Source organism: Ramlibacter sp. 2FC (assembly GCF_005503345.1).
Classification (GTDB): domain Bacteria; phylum Pseudomonadota; class Gammaproteobacteria; order Burkholderiales; family Burkholderiaceae_C; genus SCMQ01.
In genome coordinates this window covers 52,933-73,622 of the sequence record NZ_SCMM01000018.1, presented here as the reverse complement: position 1 = coordinate 73,622, position 20,690 = coordinate 52,933, and the positions used below count along the sequence as shown (strand labels likewise).

The 20,690-nt window shown below is 70.2% G+C and carries 20 protein-coding genes; 6 read left to right on the top strand and 14 right to left on the bottom strand.

What is annotated here, in order from left to right:
• Positions 1-7: 7 nt before the first annotated feature.
• Complete coding sequence (locus tag FFS10_RS10115) at positions 8-487, bottom strand: DUF4124 domain-containing protein (RefSeq protein ID WP_137894164.1); 480 nt, start codon at positions 485-487, stop codon at positions 8-10.
• A 117-nt stretch (positions 488-604) separates the two neighbouring features.
• Here FFS10_RS10115 and guaB point away from each other — a divergent pair, with 117 nt between their 5' ends.
• The 6 genes from guaB to FFS10_RS10085 all read left to right on the top strand — a co-directional run bounded on the left by guaB (position 605) and on the right by FFS10_RS10085 (position 8,142).
• Positions 605-2,074, top strand: a complete 1,470-nt coding sequence (gene guaB, locus FFS10_RS10110; protein ID WP_137894162.1) for an IMP dehydrogenase — start codon at positions 605-607, stop codon at positions 2,072-2,074.
• Between the two features lie 66 nt (positions 2,075-2,140).
• Entirely contained in the window at positions 2,141-3,760 is a 1,620-nt protein-coding gene (gene guaA, locus FFS10_RS10105) for a glutamine-hydrolyzing GMP synthase (RefSeq protein ID WP_137894160.1), read from the top strand.
• Between the two features lie 57 nt (positions 3,761-3,817).
• Positions 3,818-5,131, top strand: coding sequence for an alpha/beta fold hydrolase (locus FFS10_RS23775; protein ID WP_137894158.1), 1,314 nt, complete (start codon positions 3,818-3,820; stop codon positions 5,129-5,131).
• Between the two features lie 107 nt (positions 5,132-5,238).
• Positions 5,239-6,258 (top strand): tRNA adenosine(34) deaminase TadA, encoded by a 1,020-nt coding sequence (tadA, locus tag FFS10_RS10095; RefSeq protein WP_137894156.1) that lies wholly within the window; start codon positions 5,239-5,241, stop codon positions 6,256-6,258.
• 32 nt (positions 6,259-6,290) lie between these two features.
• Entirely contained in the window at positions 6,291-7,214 is a 924-nt protein-coding gene (locus FFS10_RS10090; protein WP_137894154.1) for an LD-carboxypeptidase, read from the top strand.
• Between the two features lie 22 nt (positions 7,215-7,236).
• Positions 7,237-8,142, top strand: coding sequence for an adenylate/guanylate cyclase domain-containing protein (locus FFS10_RS10085; protein WP_171016079.1), 906 nt, complete (start codon positions 7,237-7,239; stop codon positions 8,140-8,142).
• A 13-nt stretch (positions 8,143-8,155) separates the two neighbouring features.
• On the opposite strand, the gene FFS10_RS10080 is transcribed toward FFS10_RS10085, so the two are convergent.
• The 13 genes from FFS10_RS10080 to flgB all read right to left on the bottom strand — a co-directional run bounded on the left by FFS10_RS10080 (position 8,156) and on the right by flgB (position 20,561).
• Complete coding sequence (locus FFS10_RS10080; RefSeq protein ID WP_137894150.1) at positions 8,156-8,404, bottom strand: PA2433 domain-containing protein; 249 nt, start codon at positions 8,402-8,404, stop codon at positions 8,156-8,158.
• A 139-nt stretch (positions 8,405-8,543) separates the two neighbouring features.
• Positions 8,544-10,085 (bottom strand): methyl-accepting chemotaxis protein, encoded by a 1,542-nt coding sequence (locus FFS10_RS23650; protein WP_137894148.1) that lies wholly within the window; start codon positions 10,083-10,085, stop codon positions 8,544-8,546.
• Positions 10,086-10,236: 151 nt separating this feature from the next.
• Positions 10,237-11,451 (bottom strand): flagellar hook-associated protein FlgL, encoded by a 1,215-nt coding sequence (flgL, locus tag FFS10_RS10070; RefSeq protein WP_137894146.1) that lies wholly within the window; start codon positions 11,449-11,451, stop codon positions 10,237-10,239.
• A 55-nt stretch (positions 11,452-11,506) separates the two neighbouring features.
• Complete coding sequence (gene flgK, locus FFS10_RS10065; RefSeq protein ID WP_137894143.1) at positions 11,507-13,435, bottom strand: flagellar hook-associated protein FlgK; 1,929 nt, start codon at positions 13,433-13,435, stop codon at positions 11,507-11,509.
• Positions 13,436-13,445: 10 nt separating this feature from the next.
• The gene (gene flgJ / locus FFS10_RS10060; RefSeq protein WP_137894141.1) at positions 13,446-14,303 is read right to left on the bottom strand and encodes a flagellar assembly peptidoglycan hydrolase FlgJ; all 858 of its coding nucleotides are present in this window, start codon (positions 14,301-14,303) and stop codon (positions 13,446-13,448) included.
• 1 nt (position 14,304) lies between these two features.
• Entirely contained in the window at positions 14,305-15,468 is a 1,164-nt protein-coding gene (locus tag FFS10_RS10055; RefSeq protein WP_137894138.1) for a flagellar basal body P-ring protein FlgI, read from the bottom strand.
• Positions 15,469-15,472: 4 nt separating this feature from the next.
• The gene (locus FFS10_RS10050; RefSeq protein ID WP_171016080.1) at positions 15,473-16,153 is read right to left on the bottom strand and encodes a flagellar basal body L-ring protein FlgH; all 681 of its coding nucleotides are present in this window, start codon (positions 16,151-16,153) and stop codon (positions 15,473-15,475) included.
• Positions 16,150-16,932, bottom strand: coding sequence for a flagellar basal-body rod protein FlgG (gene flgG / locus FFS10_RS10045; RefSeq protein ID WP_137894136.1), 783 nt, complete (start codon positions 16,930-16,932; stop codon positions 16,150-16,152). Before flgG ends, FFS10_RS10050 begins: the two co-directional genes overlap by 4 nt.
• Before the next feature lie 17 nt (positions 16,933-16,949).
• Entirely contained in the window at positions 16,950-17,678 is a 729-nt protein-coding gene (gene flgF, locus FFS10_RS10040; RefSeq protein ID WP_137894134.1) for a flagellar basal-body rod protein FlgF, read from the bottom strand.
• Positions 17,679-17,724: 46 nt separating this feature from the next.
• Positions 17,725-19,047 carry a flagellar hook protein FlgE gene (gene flgE, locus FFS10_RS10035; RefSeq protein ID WP_137894132.1) on the bottom strand — a complete coding sequence of 441 codons (1,323 nt, stop codon included), beginning with the start codon at positions 19,045-19,047 and terminating at the stop codon, positions 17,725-17,727.
• Between the two features lie 16 nt (positions 19,048-19,063).
• Positions 19,064-19,717 carry a flagellar hook assembly protein FlgD gene (locus FFS10_RS10030; RefSeq protein WP_137894130.1) on the bottom strand — a complete coding sequence of 218 codons (654 nt, stop codon included), beginning with the start codon at positions 19,715-19,717 and terminating at the stop codon, positions 19,064-19,066.
• Positions 19,718-19,734: 17 nt separating this feature from the next.
• Positions 19,735-20,151, bottom strand: a complete 417-nt coding sequence (gene flgC / locus FFS10_RS10025; RefSeq protein WP_137894128.1) for a flagellar basal body rod protein FlgC — start codon at positions 20,149-20,151, stop codon at positions 19,735-19,737.
• Between the two features lie 11 nt (positions 20,152-20,162).
• Entirely contained in the window at positions 20,163-20,561 is a 399-nt protein-coding gene (gene flgB, locus FFS10_RS10020) for a flagellar basal body rod protein FlgB (protein ID WP_137894126.1), read from the bottom strand.
• Between the last annotated feature and the right edge of the window lie 129 nt (positions 20,562-20,690).

Here is a 20,690-nt window from a genome sequence, read left to right as displayed (position 1 = left end):
GCCCGTTCTAGCGGCAGTCCCTGTCCAGGATGGGTTGCAGGCGCTTGTATTCGGCCGCGCGCGCAGCCTCGTCCATGTATTCGCGCTCGCCCTGCTCGTTGCTGCGCGCCAGGCGCACGCCCGAGTCCAGCGCCTCCTTGGCCTTGCGGGCGCGCGCGCAGTTCTCGGCGCGTGCCGCGGCCTGGCGCTCCTCCTCCGCCTTCTTCTTCGCCGCCTCGGCGGCTTCGCCCTGCTGCTTCTTCTCCTCGAGCCCCTTGTCCTGGCCGGACGGCCTGGGCGCGCTGGCCGCGGGCGCCGGCGTCGCCGCCAAGGGCGGCGGCTGGCCGCCCGGCTGGCTCAGGATGTTCCTGGCCGGCGTGCCCGCAGGCGGCGGCTGGTCGCTGAAGACCCGGCGGCCGCTTTGGTCTATCCACTGCCATTGCGCGGACGCGGCCAAGGGCAAAGCCAAGGCCAGTCCGAGCACCCACGCAAGCTTGGTCGTCGTCATGGCCGCAGTGTAGCCGCGCGCCAGGTCCGGAGGGTCGGCAGGCCGCGCCGGGCCTGGGCCTGCGGGGGCGGGGCGGGGTGGTGAAGGCGGGTACAATCCTTTTTTTGGAGCTTTCACATGCGCCTTCTCGGTAAAGCGCTCACCTTCGACGATGTGTTGCTGGTGCCCGCGTTCTCCCAGGTCCTGCCCAAGGACACCTCTCTTGCCACCCGGTTCACCCGCAACATCACCCTGAACCTGCCGCTGGTCTCCGCGGCGATGGACACGGTGACCGAGGCCCGCCTTGCGATCGCGATTGCCCAGGAAGGCGGCATCGGCATCGTGCACAAGAACCTGAGCGCGCAGGAGCAGGCCGCGCATGTGGCCAAGGTCAAGCGCTACGAGTCGGGCGTGCTGCGCGACCCCGTGGTGATCACCCCCGAGCACACGGTGCTGCAGGTCATGCAGTTGTCCGAGCAGCTCGGCGTCTCGGGTTTCCCGGTCTGCGACGGCGGCAAGGTGGTCGGCATCGTGACCGCGCGCGACCTGCGCTTCGAGACCCGCTACGACGTTCAGGTCAGCCAGATCATGACCCCGCGCGAGAAGCTCGTGACGGTGAAGGAGGGCGCCAGCGCAGCGGAAGCCAAGGCCCTGCTCAACAAGCACAAGCTCGAGCGCCTGCTGGTCGTCAACGACGCCTTCGAGCTCAAGGGCCTGATCACCGTCAAGGACATCACCAAGCAGACCAGCTTCCCCAACGCCGCACGCGACGCGGCCGGCCGCCTGCGCGTGGGTGCGGCGGTGGGCGTGGGTGAGGGCACCGAGGAGCGCGTCGAGGCGCTGGTCAAGGCCGGCGTCGACGCCATCGTGGTCGACACCGCGCATGGCCACAGCAAGGGCGTGATCGATCGCGTGCGCTGGGTCAAGCAGAACTACCCCCAGGTCGAGGTGATCGGCGGCAACATCGCCACCGGTGCGGCGGCACGGGCGCTGGCCGAGGCCGGTGCCGACGCCGTGAAGGTCGGCATCGGCCCCGGCTCGATCTGCACCACCCGCATCGTCGCCGGCGTGGGCGTGCCCCAGATCATGGCCATCGACAGCGTGGCTAGCGCGCTCAAGGGCTCGGGCGTGCCCCTGATCGCCGACGGCGGCATCCGCTTCAGCGGTGACATCGCCAAGGCGCTGGCTGCGGGCGCCTCCACCGTGATGATGGGTGGCATGTTCGCTGGCACCGAAGAGGCGCCGGGCGAGGTCATCCTGTTCCAGGGCCGCAGCTACAAGAGCTACCGCGGCATGGGCAGCATAGGCGCCATGCAGCAGGGCAGCGCCGACCGTTACTTCCAGGAAGCGACGACCGGCAACCCGAACGCCGACAAGCTGGTCCCCGAGGGCATCGAGGGTCGCGTGCCCTATAAGGGCTCGATGGTATCCATCGTCTTCCAGATGGCCGGCGGCGTGCGCGCCGCCATGGGCTACTGCGGCTGTGCCACGATCGCCGACATGCACGAGCGCGCCGAGTTCGTCGAGATCACGACGGCGGGCATACGCGAAAGCCATGTGCACGACGTGCAGATCACCAAGGAAGCGCCCAACTACCGGGCCGACTGAAGCGCGCTTCCCATGCGGGGCTGCCGGGCGGCGGCCCTTTTTGTTTCCCTTGCCTTCTTGCCTGCCATGCAGCACTCCAAGATCCTCATCCTCGATTTCGGCTCTCAGGTCACCCAGCTGATCGCGCGGCGCGTGCGCGAGGCGCATGTGTACTGCGAGGTCCATCCCTGCGACGTGAGCGACGACTGGCTGCGCGCCTGGGCGGCGGACGGACAGCTCAAGGGCGTGATCCTGTCGGGCAGCCATGCCAGCGTCTACGAGGACAGCACCGACCAGGCGCCGCAGGCGGTGTTCGAGCTCGGCGTGCCGGTGCTGGGCATCTGCTACGGCATGCAGACCATGGCCCAGCAGCTCGGCGGCAAGGTCGAGGGCGGCCACAAGCGCGAGTTCGGCTACGCCGAGGTGCGTGCGCGCGGCCACACGGCGCTTCTCAAGGACATCGCCGACTTCACCACGCCTGAGGGCCACGGCATGCTCAAGGTCTGGATGAGCCACGGCGACAAGGTCACCGAGCTGCCGCCGGGCTTCAAGCTCATGGCCTCCACCGACAGCTGCCCGATCGCCGGCATGGCCGACGAGGCGCGCCGCTTCTACGCCGTGCAGTTCCACCCCGAGGTCACGCACACCGTGCAGGGCCGCGCCATGCTGGAGCGCTTCGTGCTCGAGATCTGCGCTGCCACGCCGGACTGGGTGATGCGCGACCATGTGGCCGAGGCGGTGGAGAAGATCCGCGCCCAGGTCGGCGACGAGGAGGTGATTCTGGGCCTGTCGGGCGGTGTCGACTCCTCGGTCGCTGCCGCGCTGATCCACCGCGCCATCGGCGACCAGCTGACCTGCGTCTTCGTCGACCATGGCCTGCTGCGCCTGAACGAGGGCGACATGGTGATGGACATGTTCGCCGGCAAGCTGCACGCCAAGGTGATCCGCGTCGACGCCAGCGAGCTGTTCCTGGGCGAGCTGGCCGGCGTCAGCGACCCCGAGCAAAAGCGCAAGATCATCGGCCGCCTGTTCGTCGACGTGTTCAAGGCCGAGGCGGCCAAGCTCAAGGCCAGCGGGACAGGGCGCAAGGGTGCGAGTTTTCTTGCCCAGGGCACGATCTACCCCGACGTCATCGAATCCGGCGGCGGCAAAGCCAAGAAGGCCGTCACCATCAAGAGCCACCACAACGTGGGCGGCCTGCCCGAGCAGCTCGGGCTCAAACTGCTGGAGCCGCTGCGCGACCTGTTCAAGGACGAGGTGCGCGAGCTCGGCGTGGCCCTGGGCCTGCCGCACGACATGGTCTACCGCCATCCTTTCCCGGGCCCGGGCCTGGGCGTGCGCATCCTGGGCGAGGTGAAAAAGGAATACGCCGACCTGCTGCGCCGCGCCGACGCGATCTTCATCGAGGAGCTGCGCTCCACCGTCGAGCCCAACTCCGGCAAGACCTGGTACGAGCTGACCAGCCAGGCCTTCACCGTGTTCCTGCCGGTCAAGAGCGTGGGCGTGATGGGCGATGGCCGCACCTACGACTACGTGGTGGCCCTGCGCGCCGTGCAGACCAGCGACTTCATGACCGCCGACTGGGCCGAATTGCCCTACGCCCTGCTCAAGAAGGTCTCCGGGCGCATCATCAACGAGGTCCGCGGCATCAACCGCGTGACCTACGACGTCTCGAGCAAGCCGCCGGCGACCATCGAGTGGGAATGAGCGTCCCGCGCTGACGCCGGCCTAGCCCCGGAACCCTGTTCCGGACATGGAGGCACCGTGCTGTACCGCGACCGCCTGGAAGCCGGCCATCTGCTGGCCCGTGCCCTGCACAAGTACCAGGGGCAGTCGCCCCTGGTCCTCGCCATCCCGCGCGGCGCCGTACCCATGGGCCGGCTGCTCGCGAGTGAGCTGGGAGGGGAGCTCGACGTCGTGATGGTGCGCAAGATAGGTGCGCCCTACCAGCCGGAGTACGCGCTCGGCGCGGTGGACGAGAGCGGCTGGATGTACCGCAACCCCTGGGCCGGCAACGACCCGGCCACGCTCGAATACATGGAGACCGAGCGCGCAGCGCAGCTCGAGCTCATGCGCCGCCGGCGCGAACTCTATACGCCGGGACGCGCGCCCATCGACCCCCAGGGGCGCATCGTCATCGTGGTCGACGATGGCCTCGCCACCGGCTCGACCATGATCGCGGCCCTGCACGCGTTGCGCGGCCGGCATCCCGCAAAGCTGATCTGCGCCGTCCCGGTGGCCCCACCCGACGTGCTGAGCAAGATCGGCGCCCTGGCCGACGAGGTGCTGTGCCTGCAGACCCCGGTGGATTTTCACGCCGTGGGCCAGTTCTACGCGCGCTTCGACCAGGTCGAGGACGAGCAGGTGGTCGAGGCGCTGCGCAGCCCGACCGCGTCCCCACCGGCGTCCGCCGAGGGCGCAGCGCCCTCCGCCCTGAAGGCCGGCGCCGTGCGCATGGCGCTGGCCGACGTGGTGCTCGAGGGCGAGCTGCACCCGGGCGACGGGCGGCGGCTGGTGGTCTTCGCCCATGGCAGCGGCAGCAGCCGCCACAGCCCGCGCAACCGCTACGTGGCTCAGGTGCTCAACCGGGCCGGTATCGGTACCCTGCTGTTCGACATGCTGACGCTAGAAGAGGATAGCGACTACGAGCGGCGCTTCGACATCGAGCTGCTCACGCAGCGCCTGCTGGGCGTGGTGGCTTGGCTGCGCCAGCGCGCACCCGGCTTGTCGATAGCCCTGTTCGGCGCCAGCACCGGCGCCGCCGCCGCGCTGCAGGTGGCGGCGCAGCTGCGCCCGCCGGTGGACGCGGTGGTCTCGCGCGGCGGCCGGCCCGACCTGGCCGGCGTTGCCGCACTGCGGCGCGTCAAATGCCCGACGCTGCTGATCGTGGGCAGCCTCGACACCGAGGTGCTGGCCCTGAACCGCGAGGCACTGGCCAAGCTCGGGTCGGTCGGCGAGCTGGTCGAGATCCCCGGCGCTACCCATTTGTTCGAGGAGGCCGGGACGCTGGAGCAGGTGGCCGACATCGCCTGCGGCTGGCTGGGCCGGCAGCTGAGCGCCGCCGCCAGGCCGTCTTGACGCGGGCGCGCGCCCGAGCGCCGCTTTGGTAGCATCGCGCGCATGGTTTCCGTCCCGTCGTCCCTGTTCCCACCTCGGCGCCAGCCCGCAGGGCAGGGCGCCCACGCATGCTGACGACCGACGCCGATGAGCGCTGGATGCAGCTCGCCCTGGCCGAGGCCCAGGCTGCGGCCGCGGCCGGCGAGGTGCCGGTCGGCGCGGTGGTGGTGCGCGACGGCACGCTCGTCGCCACCGGCCGCAACGCACCGATCGACCACCGCGATCCCACGGCCCATGCCGAGATCGCCGCGCTGCGCGCAGCGGCGCAGAAGCTGGGCAACTACAGGCTCGACGGCTGCGACCTCTACGTCACGCTCGAGCCCTGCGCCATGTGCTGCGGGGCCATGCTGCATGCGCGCCTGGCGCGCGTGGTGTTCGGCGCGTCCGATCCCAAGACCGGGGCGGCCGGCTCGGTGCTGAACCTGTTCGCCCTGCCGCAGCTCAACCACCAGACCGCGCTGCGCGGCGGGGTGCTGGCCGAGGCCTGCGGCGCGCCGCTGAAGGCGTTTTTCAAGGCGCGCCGGGCCAAGGCCGAGCCGCTGCGTGAGGACGCGCTGCGAACGCCCGAGGCCTGCTTTGCCGGCCTGCCTGGCCCGGCCTGGCCTCCGCACTATGTGAGCGACCTGCCCAGCCTGGGGGGCCTGCGCCTGCATTATCTGGACGAGGGGCCGCGCGACGCCGAGTGCTGGCTCTGCCTGCACGGCCCGCAGGACTGGAGCCTGCGCCACGCCGCCCGCCTGGCCGAGCTCGCGGGCCGCGGCTTGCGCGCGGTGGCGCCCGACCTGCCGGGCTTCGGTCGCAGCGACAAGCCCAAGAAGGAGGCGGCGCACAGCCTGGCCTGGCACGCGGCCGTGCTGCTGGAGCTGGCGGACCGGCTCGGCCTGGCGCAGCCGGTGCTGCTGGCGCCGCCGGCGATGGCGCCCCTGGTCGCGCGTTTGCAGGCCGTGCAGCCGCAGCGCTTCCGCCGCTGCGAAACCGATGTCCAGCCGGCCCTGCCCGAGGCGCTGCGGCAGGCCCCGTACCCCGACCGCGGCCATGCCGCCGGTCCGCGCGCCCTGGCCCGTCTGCTGGCGCAAGAGTCCGTCTGAGGCGGCACAGGCGATAGCGGATACTTCGCTCCGTGAAAAAACATATCTACATCTACTCCCCCTCGAGCGCGGTGCGCGACAAGGCTGCCTTCCGCCGCGGCGTGGCGCGCCTCAAGCGCCTGGGCCACGAGGTCGAGCTCGATCCGGATGCCCTGTCCAGCCATCAGCGCTTCGCCGGCGACGACCCGACCCGGCTGGCCTCGATCGACCGTGCCGCCGCAAGTGGCGCCGACGTCGCCCTGATCTCGCGCGGTGGCTACGGCCTCACGCGCATCCTGTCCGGCCTGCCGTACAAGAAGCTGGAGAAGGCCATCGCGCGTGGCACGCAGTTCGTGGGCCTAAGCGACTTCACGGCCCTGCAGACCGCGCTGCTGGCGAAGACCGGCGCCCTGAGCTGGGCCGGGCCGGCGCTGGGCGAGGATTTCGGCGTCGAGGGCGGTCCCGACGACATCATGGAGGCCTGCTTCGACGATCTGCTGCAGGGGCAGGGCGAGGGCACGGGCTGGCGCCTGCCGGCGGGCGACATGCCGCAAGGCCTGGAGGCCGGGCTGTCGATCCGCGATGCCCAGCTCTGGGGCGGCAACCTGTCGGTGCTCGTGAGCCTGTTGGGCACCCCCTACTGGCCCGAGGTCAAGGGCGGGGTGTTGTTCCTCGAGGACGTCAACGAGCACCCCTACCGCATCGAGCGCATGCTCACGCAGCTGCTGCATGCCGGCGTGCTGGCGCGGCAGAAGGCCATCGTGTTCGGGCAGTTCAGCGGCTACAAGCTGGTGCCGCACGACAAGGGGTTCAAGCTCGCCAGCGTGCTGGCCTGGCTGCGCGCTCAGCTCAAGACGCCGGTGTTGTCCGGCCTGCCGTTCGGCCATGTGCCGACCAAGGTGCTGCTGCCCGTGGGGGCGAAAGTGGAGCTGGCCGTGGACGGGCGCGACGCCTTCCTGGTCTGGGGCCACCTCTGACGGGGCGGCGGCCGTTCAGCTCGTGAGCGCCCATCGCACGGTCGTCATGGCCGACCTCAGCGGCAGCAGCCGGCTGTTCGGCTTGCTCGGCACCGAGGCGGCCGCGCGCTTCATGACGCAGTGCCTCGACGCCATGGCGACGCTGAGCCAGCGCCATGGGGGCAGGGTGGTCAAGCGGCTCGGCGACGGCGTGCTGCTGCTGTTCGGGGCGGCGCCCGAGGCGCTTGCGGCCTGCGTCGCGCTGCAGCGCGACCATCAGCGCAGCCTGGCGCGGGGGCCGGCCGAATTGCGCCTGCCGCTGCGCATCGGCCTGGCCTGCGGCGAGCTCGCCATGCTCGGCGACGACTGCTACGGCGAGGCCGTGAACCTGGCGGCCCGCCTCAGCCAGCTCGCCGGCGAAGGCCAGGTCTGGGCCACCGAGAGCGTGTTCGAAGGCCAGGCCGCGACGGTGCGGGCGCGCGATCTGGGCTGCCTGGCCCTGCGCGGCATCGCCGGTGCGCGCCGGCTGTTCCAAATCGAATGGGACGATGGCGCGGACTCCGGCCTGCTCACGCTGCACGGCGAACTCGCGCCTGTGCCGGCCACATCCCATGGCGCCAGCATCGAACTGCGCCGCGCCGACCAGCAGGCGGCATTCGCGGCCGCGAGCCTGCCTATCCACATTGGGCGCTCGGGCGAGGCGGATTTCGTGGTGCGGGAGAGCGTGGTGTCACGCCGCCATGCAAGCATCGAACGGCGCGAAGGCAGCTTTCTGCTCACCGACCTCAGCAGCTACGGCACCTGGCTGCGCCCGCACGGCAGCGCCAACGAATTGCCGCTGCGCAGGACCTCCTGCGTGCTCCACGGGCGCGGCGAGATCGCGCTGGGCGCGCCATTCGGCAGCCCGGGTGTGCCGGTCGTGAGCTTCAGTGTCACCGAAACCGGCTGACCGGGCCGGCCGCTCAGATGCCGAGGATCTTCTTCGCCTCGCCCAACGACTTCATCGCATCGTCGTGCTTGCCCGCCTTGTGCTGGGCTTCGCCGTCGGCGCGCAGCTTGGCCACCTTGGCGGAATCCGCCTCGGACAGCATGGGCTTGGCCGCCAGTTTCGCATCGATGACCTTCATCTCGTTCGGGCAGTTGTGGGCCCATGCCATGCCGCTCGCGCCGAGCAGCAGGAGTGAAGCCAGGACGGCAGTGCAAGTGCGCATGTCGAATCCCTTCAGGTTTGTGAACGGGGCCCAGGATAGCCCAGCGGGCGGCCTTGCGCCAGAGGGCTTCGTATCCAAGCGTAATCGGACCCAGTGGACGCCGCCCGGGCGTCCATGAGGCATTGTCGGCCGCGGCGCGTCAGACCTTGAACTCGTCGACCGCCTCCTGCAGCTGGTGCGCCTGGGCCGACAGGGCCGATGCGGCCGATGCCGCCTGCTCCACCAGTGCCGCGTTCTGCTGGGTCGCCACGTCCATGTGCGTCATGGCCTCGTTGACATGTTCGATGCCACCGCTTTGCTGGGCCGATGCGACCGAGATCTCTCCCAGGATGTCGGCGACGCGGTTCACGGCCTGCACGATCTCCTGCATGGTCTCGCCGGCCCGGCCGACCAGCACCGAGCCGGTGTCGACATGGTCGGCGGAGTCGCCGATCAGCTTCTTGATTTCGTTGGCGGCCTCCGCGCTCTTCTGCGCCAGCTGTCGCACCTCGCTCGCCACCACGGCGAAGCCGCGGCCTTGCTCGCCGGCGCGCGCAGCCTCCACCGCCGCGTTCAGCGCCAGGATGTTGGTCTGGAAGGCGATGCCCTCGATCACGCCGATGATGTCGACCACCTTCTGCGAGCTGGCGCTGATCTCCTCCATGGTCTCGACCACGCGCTTGACCGCCACGCCGCCGCGCTGCGCGATGTCCGAGGCGCTGACGGCGAGGCCGCTGGCCGCGCGCGCACGCTCGGCGTTCTGCCGCACCGTGGAGGTCAGCTCTTCCATGCTGGCCACGGTCTGCTGCAGCGACGAGGCCTGCTCCTCCGTGCGCTGCGAGAGGTCGGAATTTCCCGCAGCGATTTCCTTCGACGCGGCCGTGATGGAGCCGGTCGAATCCTTGATCCGGCTCACCAGGTCGGTCAGGGTGTCCTCCATGCGCCCCAGCGCCCTGAGCAGTCGGCCGAAATCGCCGCCTCGCTCGGTCACGAACTCCTGGCTCAGGTCACCCGAGGCCACGGTCTCGGCGATCAGGATGGCCTCGTTCAGGGGCCGGGCGATGCTGCGTGCCAGCGCATAGGCCGAGGCCGCCCCCAGCAGCAGCGTCGCCAGCGCCAGCCAGAGCAACTCGGTGCGGGCCGAGGCGATGCTGCGCTCGGCGGCCGCGCCGCTGTCGGCCACCTGCTTGCGGCGCGCGCTTTCGAGGGCGCCGATCTCGCGCAGCAGGGCGTCGAGCGCCGTCAGCGATTCGCCGATCAGGGCCCTGGATGCCTCGTCTCGATGGTCCTGCTGCAGCAGGCGGGTCACATCCGCGATCGACTGTTCGTAGCGTTCGCGCAAGCGCGTGATCTTCTCGATGCTCCGTGTGTGCTCGGCGGACGAGGCGCTCTGGCCCAGGGTCTGCAGCGCCTGGGCGATCTGTTTGCGGCTGTGCTCGATGCGGTGCTGGACCAGGGCCAGATGGTCCTTGTCGGTGGCCAGGAACAGCTCGGCGGCACCGCGCGCGCTGGCGTGTGCGGAGGCGCTGAGCGTGGCCGCAGCCTCGGCGGCGGCCCAGTCCTTGCCCACGATCTGCCGGTTGACGGCGCCGACGCCGTTCAAGTGGACCACGGCCACGGTGGCCAGGGCCATGCTCAGCAGCACGACGGCGGCGAAACCCGCGCCCAGTCTCGTGCTTACTTTGTAGTCTTCGAATGCCATTGAATTTTGTCTCCGGGAAAGGTGGTGCCGTGCGGCGTCGGATGAGGTCCGGCGCGTCGGGCGTCGCTCATGCCGAGCGCAACAAATCCTAGTTCTGCCGCCGCGGCAAGAACCGCGCAAACAAGGGCGTTTGGCGGGCCTTTTCCGGCGTTCAGGCCAGGTACTGGAACAGCGACAGGCGCTGGACCATGCCGTAGGTCTTGAGCACCGCGTCGTAGCCGCTTTGCTTGTTCTGAAACTCGGAGATCGCTTGCACCATGTCGAGGTCTTCCGCGTCGGAGCGCTCGACCTGGTGCGCTAGCTGGTCCGCCGCGTTGCGGTCCTCGATGCGGTCGATGCGGTTGAGCGCGTCTCCGGCAGCGCTGCGTGCGCTCTGCATGCGGCCGAGCACCGCGTCGAGGTCGCGCAGGCCCGTGGCGACGCCCTGGGCGATCTGGGTGCTGCTGGCCAGCGGGTTCTGCAGCGCCGCGATCGCCTGGTCGAGCACCTTGAACACGCTGAGCTCGGTCCGGCTGGGCGTGATGCGGAAGCTGTCGCCGCCGGCCGGCGTGCCGCTCACGGTCACGCTCATGCCGTCGACCACGATGGGCTGGCCGGAGCTGTAGGGGCTGGGCGGGTCGGGCGGCGCCAGGGGCGTGGCGCTGACAGGGTCCAGGCGCTGAATGCTGTAGCTGGTGCCCGCGGCGTCGAACACGATGTCGTAGCGCAGGTCCTGCAGGGCGGTCGGATCGACGACCTGGCCCGCGTCTATCGTGGCGCTGCCGTTGCTGATCACGGCCTCGGTGACGAACACGCCGTTGCCGGTGGGGGCGCTCATCCAGGCATAGCTGCCGTCCACCGTCAGGGGCAGCAGCTCGCTGGCGCTGGACCCGAGCTCGCCGGCCACGCCGTTGAACACCACCGCGCCGGTGGGCGGCGAGGTGTCGACGAAGGGCGCGCCGTCGGCACCCTGGCCGGCGAACAGGTAGCGGCCCGCGCCGTCCTGCGCGTTGGCAATCTGCAGCAGCTGGTCGCGGTATTGCTGCAGCTGGGCGGCCAGGCCCTGGCGTTCGGCCGCCGTGTAGGTCGCGTTGCCGGCCGCGACCAGGCCGTCGCGCGAGGACTGCAGCAGGCCGACGGCGTCACCCAGGGCGCTTTCGGCCTGGGTCATGGCACTGCGGCTGGCTTGCAAGGCGCGCTGAGAGGCAACGGCTTTCTCGCTGCCCGCGAGTGCACGCTCGGCGCGTGCCGCGGCGCCGGGGTCGTCGCTGGCCTGCAGCACGCGTTTGCCGCTGGTCAGCCGCATCTGCGCATCGGCCAGGTCCTGCTGGCGTTGCTGCATGTTGGCGATGGAGCTGTCGTAGGTCGAGGCGGTGGCGATGCGCATGGTGGACGAGGGTCAGGAGCGGGGCGGTCGAGGTGGCGGTCGAGGTGCAGCAAGGTCAGCGGCCCGCGGCCTGCAGCAGGGTGTCGAAGACCGTCTGCGCGATCTGCAGCACCTTGGCCGCCGCCTGGTAGCTTTGCTGGAACTGGATCAGGCGGGCGGCCTCTTCGTCGAGGTTGACGCCGCTGAGGTTGTCGCGCGAGGCCTTGGCATCGGCGGCGATGGCCTGCGACATGCTGGCGCTGGCATCGGCCGACTGCACCCGCACGCCGACCGAGGCCAGGGTGCTGGCATAGGCATCGGTGAGGGTTTCGCCGGCGACCAGGGCCTGGTCGCGCAGCGCCAGCAGGCCCAGGGCATTGCCATTGTCGGTGGCCAGGGTCTTGCCGTCGCGGTTGGAGCGGATCTCGAGCGTGTCGCCCGCCTGCGGCCGGCCGTTGATCTGCAACTCCCAGCCGTTGATGCTGATCGTGCCCCCCGGGGCCACGAGCGTGGGCACGGTACCTGTCACGGTGCCGGCGACGGAGAAGTTGTAGTTGCCGTCGGCGTTAATCCCGGTGAAGCTGAGCGTGACGGTGTTTTCCAGTTCGGGCGTGTCGGCGCCCACGCGCAGGGCGGCCACGGCCAGTGTGCCGGTGTTGCCCGCCCCGGCCTCGACGCGCACGCGCGAGGCGGCCGCCAGGTCGCGCGGGTCGCTGGTCGTGCGGGCCATGCTGGCCGCCGCCAGCCGCACTGGCTGGACCAGAAAGCTGTCGCCCGCCTGGGCGGCGCCGGACTGCAGGCTCAAGGCGAGCCCGTCCAGGCTCACCCCGGCGCCGAGCTGGGCCGGCGAGAAGCTGCCCAGGGCCGCGCCGTCGCCGAGCCGGGTCATGCTGTAGTTGGCACCGTCGAACTTGATTTCGTAGTCGCTGGCCGTCAGGGCGCTCGCGTCGCTGATGACGGCGCCCAGCTGCGCCGTGCCCGCGTTGCCGCCCGCGCCGGTGGCGGGCAGCACGCGCGGCAGGCCGGTCTGCAGCAACGCGGCCCCGGTGTTGCCGTCCTGGTCCAGCCCCAGCTGCTGCTGGGCGTTGAGGCTTTGGGCCAGCGCCGCCGCCATGCGGCCGATCTGGTTGGCCGAAGACCGCAGGTCCTGGTTCTGGAAGTTCAGCAGGCCGGCGATGTCGCCACCCGCCAGCGTGCTCTCGGAAATCAGGCGATCCACGCCGGCCTCGCGCAGGCCCAGGCGCAGCACGGTCTGGTCGTAGGGATCGGGCGTGGCCACAAGCTCGAGCGCGCTGTTGCCCAGCACCAGGCGCTGGCCGCCGGCGATGAACAGGCCCACCGAGCCGTCGTCCGCCGGGATCTGCGCGACCTGGACATGGTCGCTCAGCTCGGCGATCAGTTGTTCGCGCTGGTCGAGCAGGTCGTTGGGCTCATGACCCAGGCCCTTGACGCGGGCGATCTGCTGGTTGAGGTCGGCGATGCGCCGGGCCAGGGCGTTGGCTGCATCCACCGAGGTCTTGAGGTCCTGGGTCACGCTGGCCTGCAGGCTGTCGATCTCGCCGGCGGCGGCGCGAAAGCGCGAGGCCAGCATCTCGGCGCGCGACAGCACCACTTGCCGGGCCGAGGCGTCGGCCGGCTCGCTCGCCACGTCGGCAAAGGCATTGAGCAACTGGCCGGCGGCATGGCCCAGGCCCGCCTCGCCCATGTCGAACACCTGCTCGAGCCGCTGCAGGTAGCCCAGGCGAGCCTGGTCGGCGCTGGCCGCGGCGCGCGTGGTGGCGACCTCGGTGCTCAGAAAGGCGTTGTGGGCGCGCGAGACCGTAGTGATGTTCACGCCCTTGCCGAAGAAGCCGGCGCCGCTGTACTGGCCGCCCGCGGTTTCCAGCTGCACGCTCTGGCGTGAATAGCCGGGAGTATTGGCGTTGGCGATGTTGGCCGCCGTGGTGTTGAGTTGCGCCTGGGCGGCGAACATGGTTCGCGTGCCGAGACTGATCAGACCGCCCATGAATGGAACCTCAGGTAATGGTGGCGCGCTGCAGGCGCAGCGTGGTGTTGATCACGCGTGTCAGCTTGTCGGCATAGGCCGGATCGGTGGCGTAGCCGGCTTTTTGCAGGCCTTGCGCGAAGGCCTGCGGCGTGCTGCCCTGGCGCATCAGCTGGGCATAGCGTTCGCTGTGCCTGAGCAGGCGCGCGTAGTCGAGGAAGGCTTCCTCGTAGGAGCCATAGGCGCGGAAACTGGCCACCTGCTTGCTGGCCTCGCCATTCACGTACTCGGTGGTGGTGACCTCGGCCACCCTGCCGGACCATTTGCCCGTGGCCTTGATGCCGAACAGGTTGTGGGACGGCGAGCCATCGGCCGCGCGGATCTCGCGCCGGCCCCACGCGGACTCGTGCGCCGCCTGGGCCAGGATGAAGGATTCGGGCAGGCCGGTCTGCTGCGCCGCCAGCGACGCGGCCGCCTGGTGCTGGCGCAGGAAGTCCTCCTGGGTCGCGGCGCCGCGCGCTGCGGCGCGTTCGGCTGGTGCTGGTGTCGGCTTCGGCGCCGCCTCGGCCGCCGCGCTGCCGCCCGCGAGGTTGCGCTCGAGCTGTTTGGCGATCATGTCGGCCAGGCCGCCGGGCAAGCCGCTCAGCTGCGTCGCGTATTGGCTGTCGAGCAGTTCGGTGCCCATGTCGGTGCCGCTGTTGTCGCCCAAGCTCGAAGGCAGGGTGTTCGCGCGCATGCTCTTCATCAGCTCCTGCATGAAGACCGCCTCGAACTGCCGGGCCGCCTCCTTGATCGCGGCCCGCGGGTCGCGGCCGGCCGAGGCGCGCAACCCGTCCAGCGTCTTGAGGTCGGAGGACAGGCCCGTCGCGAGGCTGTGGGGGCGTGTCATTTCAGATGACCTCGAGCTCGGCCTGCAGGGCGCCGGCGACCTTCATGGCCTGCAGGATGGCCAGCAGGTCCTGGGGCGTGGCGCCCAGGGCGTTCAGCGCCTTGACCACCTCGCTCAGCTGGGCGCCGGCCGGCAGCTGGATCAGGGCGCCGCCGTCCTGCCGGATCTGGATGTCCGATTGCTGCGAGACGACGGTCTGGCCGGCCGAGAACGGCCCGGGCTGGCTGATGACCGGGGTGGTGCTGATGGTCACCGCCAGGTTGCCGTGTGCCACGGCGGCCGCGCCCAGGGTGACGGACTGGTTCATCACGATGGAGCCGGTGCGCGCGTTCAGCACCACCTTGGCCGCGGGCGCGGCCTGGCGCACCGGCAGGTTCTCGATGTCGGCGAGAAAGGCGACCCGCTCGCCGGGGTGGGCGGGCATGCGCACGCGCACCACCCGCCCGTCCAGGGCCTCGGCGGTCTGCGCGCCCTTGGCGCGGTTGATGGCCTCGGCCACCTGGCGCGCCGTGTCGAAATCGGCCGCGTTGAGGTCGAGCTGCACATGCTCGCCCTGGTGCAGCGGCGTGGGCACGCTGCGCTCGACCGTGGCGCCGCCCGGGACGCGGCCCGCACTGAGATGGTTGATCTGTACCCTGCTGCCACCGGCCGCGGCGCCTGCGCCGCCGACCACCAGGTTGCCCTGCGCCAGTGCGTAGACCTGTCCGTCGGCGCCTTTGAGCGGGGTTGCGATCAGGGTGCCGCCGCGCAGCGACTTGGCGTTGCCCATGGAGGACACGTTGATGTCTATGGCCTGGCCCGGCTGGGCGAAGGCGGGCAGCTGGGCCGTGACCATGACGGTGGCCACGTTCCTGAGCTGCATGTTGGTGCCCGGCGGCACGTTGACGCCCATCTGCTGCAGCATGGCCGTCACGCTCTGCGCGGCGAACGGCGTCTGTGCGGTCTGGTCGCCCGTGCCGTCCAGGCCCACCACCAGGCCGTAGCCCACCAGCGGGTTGCTGCGCACGCCCTGGACGCTGGCCACTTCCTTGATGCGCAGGGCCTGGACCGGAAGGCACACGCCCAGGGTCAGCGCGGCGGCGAGGCCGAGCAGGCGCCAGAGCGCGCGCGGGGTCCGGCTGAGGCGCCTTGGCCGGGGCAGGGGAGAGGCGGGAGGGAGAGCCATGGGGTCAAAGCGGCAGCAAGGTCAGGAAAAAGCGTGCCAGCCAGGCCATGGCCTGGGCCTCGGCCTGCTGGCCCTGGCCGCGGTAGGCCAGCCGCACGTCGGCGATCTGGGCGGAGCTCACCATGTTGCCGGCCTGGATGCCGCGTGGGTCGACGCGGCCGGTGAACTGCATCACCTCCACGTTGTGGTTCAGGCCGATCTGTTTCTCGCCGCTGACGATCAGATGGCCGTTGGGCAGGACCTCGATCACGGTGGCGCTGATGGTGCCCGAGAAGTCGTTGGCGCTTTCCGTGCCGCCCTTGCCCGAGAAGGTGTTGGAGGAAGATCCCGAGGCGTCGAGTCGGCCCAGCGTGCGCGCCGAGGCGAAGGGCAGGGCGCTGATGCCGCTCTCCAGCGCGCCCTTTTTCTCCACCGAGGACGCCGAGCGCTGGCTGGCCTGGACGCGTTCGACGATGTTGACCAGCAGGCTGTCGCCGACCGCGCGCGCCCTGTGCTCCTCGAACAGAGGCCGGTAGCTCGCGGCCTGGAACAGGCTGCCGGTGGTCGCGGCGGGCGCGGGCGCCGGCGCGGGGCGCGCGGTGAAGGGGCCGGCCAGCTCGACCTTGGGCGCCAGGGTCTCGCAGCCGGCCAGCAGGAGCGGCAGCGCCGCGGCGAGCAGGCGCAGGCCAGGGGCGCGCGCGCTCACAGCTGCCCCAGACGCTGCAGCATCTGGTCCGAAGTCTGGATCGCCTTGGAGTTGAGCTCGTAGGCGCGCTGGGTCTGGATCATGCCGATCAGCTCCTCGACCACGTTGACGTTCGAGGTTTCGAGGAAACCCTGCTGCAGCTGGCCCAGGCCTTCGCTGCCGGGCTGGCCGGCGGTTGGCGTGCCCGACGCGGCGGTCTCGCTGTAGAGGTTCTGGCCACGCGGCTCGAGTCCGCCCGGGTTGACGAAGCCGACCAGTTGCACGGTGCCCAGCTGCACCGGCTGGGCGGCGCCCGGCACCACGGCCGAGACCACGCCGTCGGCGGAGATGGTGACGCTGCGCGTGTTGGCGGGGATGGTGATGCCCGGGGCCACGGCATAGCCGTTGTTGGTCACGAGCTGGCCGCTGGCATTGGTCTTGAAGGACCCGTCGCGCGTGTAGGCGGCCGTGCCGTCGGGCATCTGGATCTCGAAGAAGCCGCTGCCGTTGATGGCCACGTCCAGCGCGTTGCTGCTTTGCTGCAGGTTGCCCTGGGCGAAGTTGCGCGCCGTCGCCACGGCGCGCGTGCCCAGGCCGACCTGCAGGCCGGTGGGCAGGTTGGTCTGTTCGCTCGAATTCGCGCCGCTTTGCCTGAGGTTCTGGTACATCAGGTCTTCGAGCTGGGCGCTGGCCCGCTTGTAGCCGGTGGTCGCCACGTTGGCCAGGTTGTTGGAGACATGGTCCAGCTGCGTCTGCTGGGCCTCCATGCCGGTCTTCGAAATCCAGAGGGCGCGCATCATGGTGTCGGGTTCCGTGTTCAGTTGGTGCTGAGCAGCTTGGCCGAGGCGTTCTCGTCGGCCTCGGCGGTCTTGAGCATCTTCATCTGTTGCTCGAACTGGCGCGCCGCGGAGATCATGGCCACCATGGTCTCGACGGCGTTCACGTTGGATTGCTCCAGCGCGCCCTCCTGCAGCCGCGCGTTCGGATCGGCCGGCAGCTCCTCGCCCTGCGCGGCGCGGAACAGGCCGTCGCCGCCGCGCTGCAGCGGCGCCTCGGGCGTGACCAGCTTGAGGCGGCCCACCGCCGAGGTGGCACCGCGGCCGTTGCGCGCGCTCACGGTGCCGTCGGCGGCGATGCTCACCTGCGCGTTGGGCGGCAGCTGCAAGGGGCCGCCTTCGCCCAGCACCAGCAGGCCGCCTTGGGTCATCAGGCTGCTGTCTGCCGAGACCGTCAGCGCCCCGGCCCGGGTGTAGGCCTCGGTGCCGTCCAGTCCCTGCACGCTGAGCCAGGCGTTGCCCTGCAGGGCCACATCCAGCGGCCGGCCGGTGTGCTGGACGCTGCCCTGCCTGGCGTCGTAGCCGGTGGTGGTCTCGAGCGCGTACACGCGGGTGCTCGCACCGTCGCCGCGCACCGGCACGGCGCGCAAGGCCTGCAGCTCGGCGCGAAAGCCCAGCGTCGAGGCATTCGCCAGGTTGTTGGCCAGCACCTCCTGGCGCTGCATGGTGGCCTTGGCGCCGGACATCGAGAGGTAGATCATGCGGTCCATGGGCGGGCCTCGGTGGGTGCTTCGGGAGGGCGGCGGCCTGTGGCGATCAGCGCATGTTGACCAGGGTCTGCATGACCTGGTCCTGCGTCTTGATGGTCTGGGCGTTGGCCTGGTAGCTGCGCTGCGCCGTGATCATGTTGACCAGCTCGGCCGTCAGGTCCACGTTGGACTCCTCCAGGGCGCCCGATTGCAGCACGCCCATGTTGCCCGAGCCGGGGGCGCTGCGCGTGGGATCGCCCGAAGCGTAGGTGGCCGTCCAGGCGTTGCCGCCCAGGGCCTGCAGGCCCTGGGGGTTGCGGAAGGTCGCCAGCTCCAGTTGCGCCACCGAGGCACTCTGGCCGTTGGAGAAGCGCGCCATCACCACGCCGCTGGCGTCGATCGAGGTGCCTACCAGCTGGCCCGCGGTGTAGCCGTCCTGCGACAGGTTGGTGACGCCGAAGTTGGTGCCGTACTGGGTGGCGCGCGACAGGTCCACCGTGATGGCCTGCGGGCCGCTGGAGCCCGGGACCGTGATCGGGATCTGGCCGTTGGTGACGGTGCTGCCGTCGGCCAGCAGCACCGAGCCGCCGCCGGCGGCCGTGGGGTTGCCGCCGGAGGTCGGGAAGTTGATGGTGGCGATGGGCTCGGGTGCCGCGGCGCTGCCCTGCAGCGTGCTGCCATCGACCGTGCCGAAGACCTTCCAGGTGTTGTCTCCCGTCTTCTGGAAGTAGTAGGTCACTGCCATGTCGTCGCCTTGTTCGTTGAACACGGTGACCGAGGTGGCGTTGTTGTAGCTGCTGGGGTCGTTGAAGTCGATGCTGTTGGTCGCGCCCGCGGGGCCGGTGGCGGCGGCGCGCGCGTCGACGTTGAACTCCAGGTCGACGCCGCTGGTCATGCGCGGCTTGATGCCGGTGGTCGGCAGCTGGATCGGCTCCAGGCTCGCGCTGGGCAGTCCGTTGGCGTCGATGGAGTGGCCCAGCAGCACCTGCTGCTGGTTGTTCTCCACATAGCCCTGGCGGTTGATCTTGAACTGGCCGTTGCGGGTGTACAGGTTGGCGCCGTCCAGCTGGGGCGTGGCGTTGGGGCCGGCGCCGGGATCGCTCAGGACCTTGGCCACCTGGAAGAAGCCGGCGCCGTTGATGGCCAGATCCAGCGGGTTCTCGGTGGTGGTGATGTTGCCCTGCGTGAACTGCTGGGCCACCGCGGCCAGCTGGACGCCGATGCCGATGTTGCTGGCGCCCGAGCCGTTGATCGAGGCCGCGTACATGTCGGCGAACTCGGCGCGCGCGGACTTGGCGCCAAAGGTGCCGGCATTGGCCACGTTGTTGCCGATGACGTCGAGGTTCTTGCTGGAGGCGTTGAGGCCGGACAGGCCTTGCTGGAAGCTCATGCGGTGGACTCCTGTGTCAGTGCTGCAGGACCGCAGCGACGCTGTTGTAGGCCGCGCTGCGGCCGCTGTAGAGGTCGAGCTCCAGGCCGCTGGCGCCGGTGATCACCGCCCCGACCGTGTCGCGCGTGTAGGTGGTCGCCGTGCTGGCTGCACTGCCCGAGCCCGTCGTGACCTTGAAAGTCACCTCGCTCAGGTCGGTGCCGCCCTCAGGCGACCAGGAGAAGTGGTGACGGCCTTTGTCCAGGGCGCCCAGGCTGAAGCGGTCGATCACCTGACCGCTCGCGTCGCTGACCTCCACGTTCACCGACGCGGCGCTGTCGGCGAGCTCGAAGGCGCCGCGCCCCTGTCCCTCGCTGAGGGTCATGCTGTTGCCTGGCACCAGCACGTCGCGCCCGATCAGGGTCGCCGCCTGCAGCGCCTGCGCCTGCTGGAACGAGCTGGCCATGGTGCCCAGGGAGGCGTTCAGCTTCTCGACCCCGGCAACGGTCTGGATCTGCGCCATCTGGCTGGTCACTTGCGCGTTGTCCAGCGGGTTCAAGGGGTCCTGGTTCTGCATCTGCGTGACCAGCAGCTTGAGGAAGCGGTCCTGAGAGCCGGCCTCGGCCTGTGTGCTGGTGACGGCGGCGCTGCTGCTGGAGGCCGTGGTGGCGCTGGAGATGGCGTTGATCATGGTGGGTCCTGGGGCGCTCACAGGCCCATTTGCAGGGTCTTGAGCAGGAGCGTCTTGGCTGTGTTCATGACCTCGACGTTGTTCTGGTAGGAGCGGGACGCCGAGATCATGTCGACCATTTCCTGCACCGCGTTCACGTTGCTGTAGGTCACATAGCCTTCGGCGTCGGCCTGCGGGTGGGCCGGCGCATGCACACGGCGCCCGGGCGTCGCGTCCTCGGTGACCTGCGTGACCTTCACGCCTGCCGCGCCGTCGTCCTGGGCCGCGTTGCCCAGCGGCAAGGTCTGGAACACCACCTGGCGCGCCTTGTAGGCCTTGCCGTCGGGGCCGGCGACGGTATCGGCGTTGGCCAGGTTGCTGGCCACGGTGTTCAGGCGCTGCGACTGCGCGCTCACGGCGCTGCCCGAAATGCTGAAGATCTGGAACATCGACATGGCGGGCCAGCTTACTGTCCGGTGATGGCGCTCAGGGCCGTGCGCACGCCGGCGTTGATGAAGCGCAGCGTGGCCTCGTAGCGCACGGCGTTGTCGGCGAAGTTGGCACGCTCGCGGTCCATGTCGACCGAGTTGCGGTCCAGGTTGGTCTGCGCGGCCTGGGCATAGTTCAACGCTGCTGCGGACCGGCCTGCGCCGGTCTGGACCATGTGGCCGGGGGCCGTGGCCGCCAGCGCCGCGGCGCCGGCCCCGCTGGCCTGGCGCATGGCCGCGGCGAAGTCCATGTCGCGCGCCACGTAGCCGGGGGTGTCGGCATTGGCGATGTTGCTCGCCAGCAGGCGCTGCCGCTCGGCGCGCAGCACCAGCGCGTCCGACTGGAAGCTCAGCGATTGGGTGAGGCGGTCTAGCATGACGAAGGCTCCTGGTGTCTGCGGCACAGGTCGCGACGGGCGGCCGGGCAGTCGGGACCCATTGTCGGAATCTGCGGCTGCCCCGTTCACGCGAATAAGCGGCCAAAAAACGCTCAATTCGAAGCCAGG